Origin of the sequence: Nocardioides sp., assembly GCF_047606145.1 — a bacterium.
Taxonomy (GTDB): Bacteria; Actinomycetota; Actinomycetes; order Propionibacteriales; family Nocardioidaceae; genus Nocardioides.
Genome location: NZ_JASGET010000039.1, coordinates 1 through 10,629, shown reverse-complemented (window position 1 = coordinate 10,629; position 10,629 = coordinate 1). Strand labels below are relative to the sequence as shown.

The 10,629-nt window shown below is 69.5% G+C and carries 13 protein-coding genes and 1 pseudogene; 6 read left to right on the top strand and 8 right to left on the bottom strand.

The annotated features are described in order from the left end of the window. Positions 1 to 103 (top strand): annotated as a pseudogene (locus QM638_RS05800) (IS5/IS1182 family transposase); the annotation flags it as partial. On the opposite strand, the gene QM638_RS05795 reads toward QM638_RS05800, so the two are convergent. The 3 genes from QM638_RS05795 to QM638_RS05785 all read right to left on the bottom strand — a co-directional run bounded on the left by QM638_RS05795 (position 55) and on the right by QM638_RS05785 (position 2,129). Next, complete coding sequence (locus QM638_RS05795; protein WP_415140999.1) at positions 55 to 435, bottom strand: adenylyltransferase/cytidyltransferase family protein; 381 nt, start codon at positions 433 to 435, stop codon at positions 55 to 57. The pseudogene QM638_RS05800 and the gene QM638_RS05795 sit on opposite strands and share 49 nt — an antisense overlap. 26 nt (positions 436 to 461) lie before the next feature. Continuing rightward, positions 462 to 1,166 carry a transposase gene (locus tag QM638_RS05790; protein WP_415140998.1) on the bottom strand — a complete coding sequence of 235 codons (705 nt, stop codon included), beginning with the start codon at positions 1,164 to 1,166 and terminating at the stop codon, positions 462 to 464. Between the two features lie 315 nt (positions 1,167 to 1,481). Beyond that, positions 1,482 to 2,129: an NAD(P)-dependent oxidoreductase gene (locus tag QM638_RS05785; RefSeq protein WP_415140997.1), complete on the bottom strand. Its 648-nt coding sequence runs from the start codon at positions 2,127 to 2,129 to the stop codon at positions 1,482 to 1,484. Between the two features lie 110 nt (positions 2,130 to 2,239). On the opposite strand from QM638_RS05785, the gene QM638_RS05780 reads away from it, so the two are divergent. Both QM638_RS05780 and QM638_RS05775 read left to right on the top strand, forming a co-directional pair. Beyond that, entirely contained in the window at positions 2,240 to 2,599 is a 360-nt protein-coding gene (locus QM638_RS05780) for a winged helix-turn-helix transcriptional regulator (RefSeq protein WP_415140996.1), read from the top strand. 52 nt (positions 2,600 to 2,651) lie between these two features. Further along, on the top strand, positions 2,652 to 2,927 hold the full coding sequence (locus tag QM638_RS05775; protein WP_415140995.1) for a hypothetical protein: 276 nt from the start codon (positions 2,652 to 2,654) through the stop codon (positions 2,925 to 2,927). Positions 2,928 to 3,001: 74 nt separating this feature from the next. Here the strand turns inward: QM638_RS05775 and QM638_RS05770 are convergent, their stop codons facing one another. From QM638_RS05770 to QM638_RS05760, 3 genes are all read right to left on the bottom strand, one after another. Continuing rightward, positions 3,002 to 3,709: a pyridoxamine 5'-phosphate oxidase family protein gene (locus QM638_RS05770; protein WP_415140994.1), complete on the bottom strand. Its 708-nt coding sequence runs from the start codon at positions 3,707 to 3,709 to the stop codon at positions 3,002 to 3,004. Between the two features lie 22 nt (positions 3,710 to 3,731). Next, a complete protein-coding gene (locus QM638_RS05765; protein ID WP_415140993.1) occupies positions 3,732 to 4,478 on the bottom strand; it encodes an alpha/beta fold hydrolase in 747 nt (248 codons plus the stop codon). Positions 4,479 to 4,660: 182 nt separating this feature from the next. Continuing rightward, the gene (locus QM638_RS05760; RefSeq protein WP_415140992.1) at positions 4,661 to 5,602 is read right to left on the bottom strand and encodes a hypothetical protein; all 942 of its coding nucleotides are present in this window, start codon (positions 5,600 to 5,602) and stop codon (positions 4,661 to 4,663) included. Here QM638_RS05760 and QM638_RS05755 point away from each other — a divergent pair. Then, positions 5,601 to 5,783, top strand: coding sequence for a hypothetical protein (locus QM638_RS05755; protein WP_415140991.1), 183 nt, complete (start codon positions 5,601 to 5,603; stop codon positions 5,781 to 5,783). The genes QM638_RS05760 and QM638_RS05755 overlap by 2 nt on opposite strands. Before the next feature lie 562 nt (positions 5,784 to 6,345). Here the strand turns inward: QM638_RS05755 and galK are convergent. Both galK and galT read right to left on the bottom strand, forming a co-directional pair. Continuing rightward, complete coding sequence (gene galK, locus QM638_RS05750; RefSeq protein ID WP_415140990.1) at positions 6,346 to 7,515, bottom strand: galactokinase; 1,170 nt, start codon at positions 7,513 to 7,515, stop codon at positions 6,346 to 6,348. Continuing rightward, positions 7,512 to 8,624 (bottom strand): galactose-1-phosphate uridylyltransferase, encoded by a 1,113-nt coding sequence (galT, locus tag QM638_RS05745; protein WP_415140989.1) that lies wholly within the window; start codon positions 8,622 to 8,624, stop codon positions 7,512 to 7,514. The genes galK and galT overlap by 4 nt, the downstream gene beginning before the upstream one ends. Before the next feature lie 83 nt (positions 8,625 to 8,707). Between galT and QM638_RS05740 the strand changes: the two genes are divergently transcribed. Both QM638_RS05740 and QM638_RS05735 read left to right on the top strand, forming a co-directional pair. Then, positions 8,708 to 9,508, top strand: coding sequence for a DeoR/GlpR family DNA-binding transcription regulator (locus QM638_RS05740; protein WP_415140988.1), 801 nt, complete (start codon positions 8,708 to 8,710; stop codon positions 9,506 to 9,508). 585 nt (positions 9,509 to 10,093) lie between these two features. Further along, a partial coding sequence (locus QM638_RS05735) for a DUF222 domain-containing protein (RefSeq protein WP_415140987.1) occupies positions 10,094 to 10,629 on the top strand: 536 nt, incomplete at its 3' end.

Genomic DNA, 10,629 nt, shown 5'->3' with positions numbered 1-10,629 from the left:
CAAGCTCAAGCAGTGGCGTGCAATCGCCACTCGCTACGACAAGACCGCCCGTTCCTACCTCGCCGGGCTCACCCTCGCAGCATCCCTGATCTGGGCACAATGACCACGTTTACCAACACGTCCTAGGTCGTCGCCGTGGACCACGACATCGATGTCGTGCTCAGACAGGAAGCCTTCATCGACTTGGAACGGCGCGCCGATGATCACTTCGTCGACGTATCTGCATGCCTCGACGACGGCCACCCGCTCGGCCAACGTCATGATTGGCCGCCGCTTGTAGGCCTGCGCGGTCTCGTCAGCGAGGACGCCAACGATGAAGTAGCCACCGAGGGCCCTGGCGGCTCGGAGCAACTCGACGTGGCCTGCGTGGAACAGGTCGCCGACCACGTCGACGTAGACCCGTGCGGTCCCTGAGTGCGGTGTCGGAGCGCCCATGCCGACTCATCATTCCTCAGGCGACGTCATGCCGCGGTGAGCCAGGCGCGGTAGGTCTGGGCGAGGTCGTCGTCTCGCCTAATGCCACGCTCGAGCTCGCTGATGGTGATGGGCCAGACACCAATCTCGTTCGCGGCGGTGGTCAGCGTGATGTTCTTCGACTGACGCAGTGGACGGAGGTCGTCGACGGCTGGAACGACCACCGGCGTGCTCAGGTAGCGGAAGACCTCACGGGCGATCGCGCGCTTAAGAAGCCTCATGATCTCGGCGGTGCTACGGCCTGCTTGGCGCTGCCGGGCGACGTAATCCTTGGTGCGCTGGTCGCTGGACATGCGGACCAGGGCGATGCGGTACAGCGCGCTGTTGGCGGCGCGGTCACCACCTCGGGACAGGCGGTGGCGGGTGACCTTGCCGGACGAAGCTGGGATCGGACTGACCCCGCACAACGCGGCGAACGCAGCTTCGCTACGGAGCCTCTCGGGGTTGCCGCCGGCGGTGAGCAGCAGCTGCGCTGCGGTATCGGGTCCGATGGCGTAGGCGGCGCGAAGGCCGGGGTTGGCGGCGGTCACCATCGCGTCGAGTTCGATTTCAAGCTTGTCGCGCTCACGCTGCAGCTCGACGCAACGCTGGGCCAGCGTCTTGAGCGACAGCAAGATCGCGCGCTCGATCGGGTCCCGGTCGGGACGGATCTGGACACAGGCGAGGACCTTGATCCGCTTCTCGGCACCCATGACGCGATAGCGCTCACGGATCGCGGCTGGGGCGGTGACGAGCTGGTGGTGGATCTGGACCGTCGCGGCGTTGCGGGCCCTCGCCACCTGGTTCGGCCCCGGAGACTGACACGCGATCGCCGGGCTGTCTGCCCGATCCGAATACGACCGCTCCGCCAATCGGCTACGTCCGGCGAAGTCGTCCGGGACAAGGGCCGGACAAGGCCGGACAAGGCCGACCCGCACGATCCGGCCCAGCTGCGCAGCCATCGCTCGGCATCCCCGTCATCCCCTGCGAGGAGCGCAGGGTGAGGACGCGGCGTACCGGCGTGGCGCTCAGTGGGCCAGATTGACGTGGGCGCGGTGGTGGTCGTCGTGTTCGATGAGGTCGACGAAGCCGATGGCGTAGTCCGGCGCGGAGATCGCTCCGCCGTCGTCGGGCTGGACGGCGACGTCGTCCCCGAGCCGGTATTCACCCAGCCGCTCCCCCGGTGCGAACGCGCCGAACGCGAGGGCCGGACTCACGAACACCCAGTCGAGGGTGTCCGGGGTGGCCGGGAGGTCCTCCACGATCAGTGCCGCCCCGTCGAGGACCTCGTCGCGGACCTCGGCCGGCACGTGGCTGAGGTCCTCCACGAAGCGCGGAGCCCGCGCGGCCGGACGCAGCGACGAGTAGCCGCCGACGACGAAGAGTCGAGCGTGTGCGGCGTCGGCCAGGCGCGCGATCGTACGGTTCACCTCGCGGAAGGGCCCGGCGAGCGGTCCGCGTGGTGCGAGCGCGGCCACCACCACGTCCGCACCGGAGATGACCGAGGCCAGCGCCTTCTCGTCGGTCGCGTCCCCCGGAATGTGGTCCACGCCCGGAACCCGGTCGTCGGGGAGCGAACGACTCAATGCCGTGACCTCGTGACCGCGAGCGGCAGCCTCCGCGACGATGGCCGATCCGGCATAGCCGGTGCCTCCGATGACGACGATGCGAGACATGAGTGCCTTTCGTTGAGGTGGAGTCCCCGGCCTGCTGGACGGGCACGCCAGTCACCATAGGAGAGCAGGGATGGATTCGGAAGAAGGCACTTTGTAGTAACCTACTCCTCGTGCTGTGCAGCAACCCGTACAACGCCGACTGCCCGACCCGTCACATCCTCGATCGCATCGGCGATCGGTGGACCGTCCTGATCATCGGCGCCCTGGGCGACGGCGACGCTCGCTTCTCCGAGCTCCGGCGACGCATCGAGGGCATCTCGCAGAAGATGCTGACCCAGACCCTCCGCGGACTCGAGCGCGACGGCCTCGTGAGCCGCACGGTCTACCCCGAGGTGCCCGTCCGCGTCGAGTACGCACTCACCAGCGCCGGGCGAACGCTGCTGGAACCACTCACCGCCCTCCAGGCCTGGGCGATCGAACACCTCAGCGACATCTCCGCCTCGCAGGACGCCTACGACCGCGCGACATGACCGTCGTCGCCGTCGGCGGCTCCCGGTCGCGGGTGGGAAGGACCGGTCGCCGATGACCGCCCGTGGACCCGACTGGTTCACCGATGCCTACCACCTGAGCCCGGCACCCAAGGCGCTGCTCACGATCGTCGAGGGCGAACACACCCTCGGCGGCGTCGCCGGCGAGAAGGTCGCCGAGACCACCGACGAGGATGCCACTCGGGTCGCCCTGGTGGTGGATGCGGTGTCCGCGTATCCGCGTGAGGCTCTCGGAGGAGACGGCAGCGCATGGACGGCCCCTCGCGACGACGCGGCCAGCAGCGGCACCTACTCGATCCACCGCAAGTAGCCGGGCGGTCCACGTCGAGGTCGGCCGACGCCCGCACGTCGGCTCACGTCACCTCAGGTCCGTGGGAAGGACGTCTAACGCACGCCACGTACGGCGGCGACGGAGGCGGGCACCGGCACCCCTGGACGCAGATCGGGCGCGGCGAACGGCGTCGCCGTCGGCGCGCCGAACCTGAGCTGGCCCGCCCACGCCGATCCGGCGACGTCGTCCTCGGCGTCCTCCGGCCAGTCGTCCGAGATCCGCAGCGACCATTCCGCGATCGGCATGGCGAGCACCATCGTGGCGGCGATCTCCCGCGTCGTCGGCGGCCGCACCTCGTCGGTCCGACCCGGGAGCAGACGCTCGGTGAGCACGTCCAGGGCTTCGGCGCGCTCCTCCCCCGCGAGCACGACGAACGAGCCGAACAGCACCGCACTGGAGTAGATCAGCGAGCTCTCGAAGGCCGATCGCGCCACCACGATGCCGTCGATGGCGGCGATCGACACCGCGACCGGCCCGCCCCGGGCCACCTGCCTCATCCACCGCGACCCGGTGGAGCCGTGGGCCACCAGCCGATCGCCCCAGCGAGCCACCGCCGTCGGGACGACCGCCGGAGCGCCAGCGTCGTCCACGAACGCGACGTGGGCGAGCACCACACCGTCGAGGAACCGGTCCAGATCGGCCCGGTCGTGCGACATCAGCTCGGGCATCCGGATCGGCTCGGTGTTGGGCTTGTTGGGCCCCGTGTTGGGCCCCGTGTTGGGCTCGGTGTTCGGCCTCGTCGTCGGCCCTGGGTGCGGCATGCGCACATCCTTCCAGCGATCGCTACCCCCGTCGGTCGCCGAGCCCGTCGAGGAACTCCCGGACGACCTGGCCGGCCAGCCGCGGCCGCTCCAGCACCAGCAGGTGGCTCGCGCCCGGCACGATGCACAGCTGCGCGCCGGGGATCGAGGAGACGATCAACGCGGTGTGCTCGAGGGCGACCATGTCGTGCTGCGCGGCCATGATCAGCGTCGGCACGTCGATCGCCCCCAGCGACTCGGCGGGCAGATCCGGCTCGACGGCGTACATCGCGTGCAGCTTCTCGGTCACCACCGTCGCGTGCTCGGGGCCGTCCGGAGACAACGCGTCGTACTGCTCGATGATGACGTTCATCGGCTCGGCCGGCATCGCACGCTCGTGCAGGTCGTCGGAGACGAAGCCGCTGGGATCGACGTTCACCCCGATCGCGACGAGCGAGCAGACGCGCTCGGGGTGGTCGCGGGCGAGCAGCAGGCCGATCACCCCGCCGTCGCTGTAGCCGACCAGGTGGGCGTCCTCCAGGCCGAGTACGTCGAGGTAGGCGAGCGTGTCGCCGACCGACTCGGCGAAGGAGTATCCGCCCTCCCGGTCGGGGGTCCGGCCATGCCCCGGACGCTCGGCGGCGTACACCCGGTATCCCGTGGCCAGCGACTCCGACAGCGGCCGGAGCACCTCCAGCGAGCAATAGCCCCCGTGCAGCAGCACCACCGGTGGACCCTCACCGCTGGTCTCGTGATAGCTCCGCACACCACGCACGTCCAGGTAGGGCATCGCTCTCCTCCCACGCTCGGATGCGCCGGGCCCCAGTGTGCCAGCCGGTGCCATCACGCCATCACGCCATCACGCCATCACGCCATCACGCCATCACGCCGTCGCGGCCCGGCGGCGGTTGCCACCGGGCCGCGTTCGGCCGTTGTGTCGTGTCGGGCCGACTCGGCTCGACCTGGGTCGACCTATTCCGCCGCGATCGACTTGCTCTGCCAGATGTTGGTCGCGCCCGCCGCCGCCAGGTTGACCTGGATCTGGTCCGCCATGAGCTCGTCGTTGTAGTACTGGTCGACGCGCAGCGTCATGCCCGTGGAGGCGACCGGTGCCGGCATCGGCTGGGCGTCCGACTCCTTCAGGTAGGCCTTGTACCACTCGACCTGCGCCTCCTGCGCATCCGTCATCTGGTTCGGGATGAACGCGGAGATCATCTTGGTGATCTTGCCGTCCTCGTAGTACGGGTAAGGGAAGACCTTGCCCTTCACGGTGCCCATGCTGACCACGATCCCGAGCTTGGTGTCGATCACCACGTTGCTGGCCTTGCTGTCGGTGGGACGCTGCGCCGGCCAGACGCATCCGAGCGGGTTGGTGCTGCCGGTGCCGTCATCCCCGGGGTCGATGACGCTCCAGCCCATCTCGGTGAACACGCAGTCGGAGGAGACGCTGGGAGTGAAGTCGGAGCTGGTGTCCCACTGCGACTCGCCGAGCTCGTCCAGGGTCTCCCGGCTCGCCTTGGTGCGGTCCGCCGGCGGGTTCATCACGATCTTGTAGTTCGCCTTCAGCTCCGAGGAGGAGTAGGAGAACCCGTGGTCCCCGCGGGATCGGTTGATGTACAGGTCCAGGTACTTGATCTTCTGGTTGACCGCCTTGATGAAGCCCCACAGGATCGAGCGCTGCCCGTGCGCGTTCTTGCCCTCGGTGACGTCGAGGGCGAAGTACGCGGTCTCCGCCTCGGTGTCGATCGCCAACAGGCTCGGCTTGCCCGCCTTGGTGATCGTCCGCCACGCCGTCATCATCGGAAGCGCGGCGGCATGGGAGTTCTCGGTCGCGGTGTAGAGACTCGCCAGCGGCAGCGTGGTCGGGTCGTGCTTGACCATCGACTGCAGCATCTCGTTCACGATCGCCTTCATGCACGAGCGCGAACAGGTGGTGGACGAGGTCGCCGTCGATGCGGTCGCGGCGTTGGCCGCCCCCGGTGCCGACGATCCGCCGGTGACGGCCAGCGCCACCGCGGCCGCCAGCGCGGTGAGCAGCGCCCACACCGTGCGGAGCCGGCTCCTGCTCCCCTCGCCGCCCGACCCAGCGTCGTGATTTCGCGTTGAACTCAAGCTCATTTCGCCCTCCTTGTACGCCGACTGTGAAATATCCGACCGACTATTGATGTCGCGAGCCGCACGAGCGTCGACGTGGAGATCTCCGGTTCGACATTTCGCCCGAGCTGCCCATTTCCCTGCCCATGTGACACCCGCCACACAACGGGTGTCAACGGGCAGCGGCGGGCGGCGTCGGCGCCTGCGGGCCGCGCTCCGAGCGCACCGTATCGGCGGCGAAATTCGGATTTTTCGCGAATTTCATCGGCCACATTGGCAGTCGATCCACAGATCTTGCGGCCTGCGGTTCTGTGGGATTTCAACCACTTATGGACTCATCGCGGATCGAGATAGATAACATCAGCGGTGTCGATAGCCAGTTCCGCCGGAAAACGCCGAGACCGCGCACCGCTGCGCCTCGCCGACAGGAGCCGTCGAGGAATCCCCGAACGATCAGGACGATCAGGCCCGATCACCGCGCGCCAAGGTGACGCGCGCCGCGCCTGACGCACTCGTCGGATCGTCCCCCGGAGCCCGGCCCGGGTCGCCGGCCGGGCGCTGGCTCACCCCTCCCGGCGGGATCCCTCCGAGGGTTGCACCTCGAAGATCGTCGGCGCGGCGTAGCCGCGCTCGGCGAACGCCTTGGCCACCGCCTCGGCGACCGTCTCCGCCGTGGCCCTGCCGACCAGCGCGATGGCCGCTCCGCCGAAGCCACCGCCGGTCATCCGGGCACCGATCGCACCGGCGGCCATCGCCGCCTCGACGGCGGCGTCCAGCTGCGGCACCGAGATCTCGAAGTCGTCCCGCATCGAGACGTGGGAGGCGACCAGCAGGTCTCCGATCGCGGTCGGCCCGGACTCGGCGATGACGCCGACCAGGTCGAGCACCCGCTGGTTCTCGGTGACGATGTGCCGGGCCCGCCGGAACGTCTCCTCGTCCAGGAGCTCCGCCGCCCGCGGCAGGTCCGCGACGCCGACCTCCCGCAGCGACCTCACGCCGAGGCCGGCCGCGGCTCGTTCGCAGGAGGCACGCCGGGCGGCGTACCCACCCTCGGCGTGGGCGTGCTGCACGTGGGTGTCGATGACCAGCACGCTCAGCTCGGCGCCGTCCAGGCCCAGTGGCACCGGCCGATGGCTGCCGTCGCGACAGTCGATGAACAGCGCGGCGTCGGCCACGCAGAGCAGCGAGGCCGACTGGTCGAGCGTGCCGGTCGGGGCGCCGACGATCTGGTTCTCACCCAGATGGGTGGCCCGGACGAGGGCGTCCCGGCCGAGACCGGCGCGCCACAGCTCGTCCAGTCCGAAGGCCAGCGCGCACTCGATCGCGGCCGAGGAGGAGAGCCCGGCGCCGAGCGGGACGTCGGAGGTGAAGTACGCCTCGAAGCCGGTCGCCTGGGCCAGGTCGACCCCCACCTGGCCCAGGCCCCACGCGGTCGCGAACGGGTACGCCGACCAGCCGTCCACCGACTCGGCCGTGATCTGCCGCAGATCGTGCTCCGCGATGCCGGCGGCGATCGACGAGCCGACCCGGATCAGGCCGTCCGCACGTAGCCGGATCGCCACCTGGGTGCGCCGGTCGATGGCGAAGGGCAGCACGAAGCCGAGGTTGTAGTCGGTGTGCTCGCCGATCAGGTTCACCCGCCCGGGCGAGGACCAGACCCCGTCGGGCTCCGCGCCGAACGCCGTACGGAAGCCGTCTCGGGCCTGCTGCGCCAGCCCGCTCGCCCGGCTCATACCGGGAACTCCGCGTCCGCGCGGGCGACCGCCTCGCGCAGCTGGACGGCCTGGGTCTCCGGCGCGACGTCGCCCACCCAGGCGCCCATCGCCGCCTCGCTACCGGCCAGGTACTTCAGCTTCGCCTCGCCGCGGCGCGGGCTGATCAGCTGCAGCGAGAGCCGGAAGTCGTCGCGATGGGAGTGCACCGGGGCCTGGTGCCAGCCGGCGATGTAGGGCGTCGGGTCGCCGTACAGCGCGTCCACCCCACGCAGCAGACGCAGGTAGAGCGTGGCGAGCTCGTCCCGCTCCGCCGCGCTGGTCGCCGGGAAGTCCGGGACATGGCGGTGCGGCAGCAGGTGCACCTCGATCGGCCACCGGGCCGCGAACGGCACGAACGCCGTCCAGTGCTCGCCGGACAGCACCACCCGCTCGCCGGCACGCTCGCTGGCCAGGATGTCGGCGAACAGCCCGGGCCCGTACTGCTCCAGGGAGCCGATCACCGCTCGCGCACGCGGCGGGATGTAGGGGTAGCCGTAGATCTGGCCGTGCGGATGGCCGAGGGTGACGCCGATGGCCTCGCCCCGGTTCTCGAAGCAGAAGACGTGCTCCACTCCCGGGACCCGGGACAACGACGCGGTCCGATCCGCCCAGGCCTCGATCACCGTGCGGGCCCGGACGCGGCTGATCGAGCCGAACGAGCCGGTCGGCTCCGGGCTGAAGCAGATCACCTCACAGCGGCCGACCGACGGCGCCGTACGGTTCAGGCCGACGCCCGGCGCGAGCGCGGGAGCGTCGGGACCACCGATCTCCGGGCCGAAGGAGGGCGAGCGGTTCTCGAAGACCACCACGTCATAGGCCGACGGCACCTCGGAGGGGTTCTGCGGCGTCTGCGGTGCCAGCGGGTCGAGCTCGACCGGCGGCAGCACGGCGCGGTTCTGTCGCGCCGTGGCGATCGAGATCCACTCCCCGGTCAACGGGTCCTGACGCATGGTGGCCGTCTCCGGCCGGGCCGGCAGATCGCGCAGGTCGGGCGCGCGGTCCGGGCCGAGCCGGGTGTCGGGGTCGTCGAAGTAGATCAGCTCGCGCCCGTCGGCCAGCCGCGAGACTCGTTTCACGATCGGGGTCACGTCGGCAGCCTAGAGCGGTTTCGCTTTCGAAACCAGTTCACTTTCGTATTGACAACCACGCGTCGGTGGGTGATCGTCGCGGAATGGAGTCTGGTCCCCTGGGAGCACGCGAACGCCGGGAGCGGATGTCCGCGCTGATCGAGGAACAGGGTTTCGCCGGCGTGGCGGAGCTCAGCGATGCCTTCGGCGTCTCGGCGGTCACCGTGCGCGCCGACCTGGACGTGCTGGAGGACGGCGGCACGGTACGCCGGATCAGAGGCGGCGCGATGCCGACCTCGCCGTCGCTGTTCGAGCGGTCCTTCGAGGAGACCGCGGTCGAGGCCGCGACGCAGAAGGCGCGGATCGCGTCTGCCGCCGTCGATCTGCTCGAGCCGGGGATGAGCCTGCTGCTCGACGTCGGCACCACCACCGCCGCGATCGCCCGGGAGCTGGTACGCCGCGAGGAGCTGCGGGACCTCACCGTCATCACCAACGGCCTCTCCCTCGCGCTCGCCCTCGAGCCCGCCGTACCTCGACTGCGGGTGGTCGTCACCGGCGGCACGCTGCGACCGCTGCAGCACTCGCTGGTCGCGCCGCTGGCCGACGTCGTCCTGGCCCGCGTGCACGCCGACGTCGCCTTCATCGGCTGCAACGGAGTGGACGCCACCGGCGGCATCACCAACCTCAATCTGCCCGAGGCCGAGGTCAAGCGCGCGATGATCGCCGCCGTGCATCGGGTCGTGGTGGTCGCCGACGGCTCCAAGATCGGACGCGTCCGGCTCGGCCGGGTGGCGGCGATCGACGAGGTCGACGACATCCTCACCGACGACACCGCCCTCGCCGAGCCGCTCGGCCGGCTGCGCGACCTGCCCGACCTGCAGCGGCCCCGCGTCGTGGTCGTCTGAATGCGCTGAATGCACTGAATGCACTGAATGCACTGAATGCACTGTGGGCCGCTGCCGAGTCCCCACCCCGCCGGTCGAATGGCGAGCGCCAGGCAGATCGTGGCTGCCGGTCGAGTAGCGGACGCCGTTTCGTTGGTCGAGTAGCGAGCGTATCGAGACCTGCCACGGCGATCTGCGGCGTGGTCTCGATACGCCCTCGCTCGTTCCTCGCGAGGGCTACTCGACCGACGGGGACCAGAGCGATTGCTGGTCGAGTAGCGAGCGTGATCTGCGCGGTCGCTATTGATCGAGTAGCGAGCGCCAGCGGGCCGTCGTTCTGTTGGTCGAGTAGCGAGCGCCAGCGGGCCGTCGTTCTGTTGGTCGAGTAGCGAGCGCCAGCGAGCGTATCGAGACCACCAAGAATCCGCGCCACGGTCGGCACCAATAGTCCCGAAATTATCCACAACAGTGGATAATCCGGTGGAAAACAAGACATCCACGAATCCATCGAAATACCCACCGAGAATACTTGATTCGAACATGTGTTCATGAGACGATATCCGTACTGCATCACTCGGATGCAGGATCTCTCGGCGGGACAGTGCCATGACCGACAACGACTTGGGTAACAGTGGATACGGGGTGCCGGGTGCCCCGGCGCCGTTGCTGGCCGCGGTCGCGACGGTGAACCAGACCCTGGGTGAGGCGGCCGACCTGGATCCGATGTACCTGAGTGTGGGCGAGAAGCAGCAGGTGTTGCGGGACCTCTACGAGGCCGAGGCACGGCTGGCCGGGCTACGCCTGCAGGTGCTGGCGGTCTCGGGTGACATCGCCGCCGAGATCGGGGCGAAGGACGTCTCGGCGTGGTGCGCCACCGAGTTGCGGGTCGGATGCGGGGAGGCCCGCGCCGATGTCCGACTCGCGACCGCTTTGGATACCCGGTGGCACCTCGTGGCCGCCGCCGTCGGTGACGGCTCGGTGTCCCTGGCGCAGGCCCGGGTGATCGTGCGGGTCCTCGACGAGCTCCCCGACGGTCTCGCATCCGAACTCCTGGCACGTGCCGAGAAAGACCTCGTCGGGTATGCCGGCCAGTTCGGGCCCACCCAGCTCGCCCGGTTGGGGCGGGGGATCTTGGAGCACCT

What these genes read in the sequence shown, in the direction of transcription:
- QM638_RS05755 (WP_415140991.1), top strand. Translation starts at nt 5,601, where the DNA reads ATGCACGAGCGCGAACAGGTGGTGGACGAGGTCGCCGTCGATGCGGTC.
- QM638_RS05775 (WP_415140995.1), top strand. Translation starts at nt 2,652, where the DNA reads ATGACCGCCCGTGGACCCGACTGGTTCACCGATGCCTACCACCTGAGC.
- QM638_RS05785 (WP_415140997.1), bottom strand. Translation starts at nt 2,129, where the DNA reads ATGTCTCGCATCGTCGTCATCGGAGGCACCGGCTATGCCGGATCGGCC.
- QM638_RS05760 (WP_415140992.1), bottom strand. Translation starts at nt 5,602, where the DNA reads ATGAAGGCGATCGTGAACGAGATGCTGCAGTCGATGGTCAAGCACGAC.
- galK (WP_415140990.1), bottom strand. Translation starts at nt 7,515, where the DNA reads ATGAGCCGGGCGAGCGGGCTGGCGCAGCAGGCCCGAGACGGCTTCCGT.
- QM638_RS05770 (WP_415140994.1), bottom strand. Translation starts at nt 3,709, where the DNA reads ATGCCGCACCCAGGGCCGACGACGAGGCCGAACACCGAGCCCAACACG.
- QM638_RS05765 (WP_415140993.1), bottom strand. Translation starts at nt 4,478, where the DNA reads ATGCCCTACCTGGACGTGCGTGGTGTGCGGAGCTATCACGAGACCAGC.
- QM638_RS05795 (WP_415140999.1), bottom strand. Translation starts at nt 435, where the DNA reads ATGGGCGCTCCGACACCGCACTCAGGGACCGCACGGGTCTACGTCGAC.
- QM638_RS05790 (WP_415140998.1), bottom strand. Translation starts at nt 1,166, where the DNA reads ATGGGTGCCGAGAAGCGGATCAAGGTCCTCGCCTGTGTCCAGATCCGT.
- QM638_RS05740 (WP_415140988.1), top strand. Translation starts at nt 8,708, where the DNA reads ATGGAGTCTGGTCCCCTGGGAGCACGCGAACGCCGGGAGCGGATGTCC.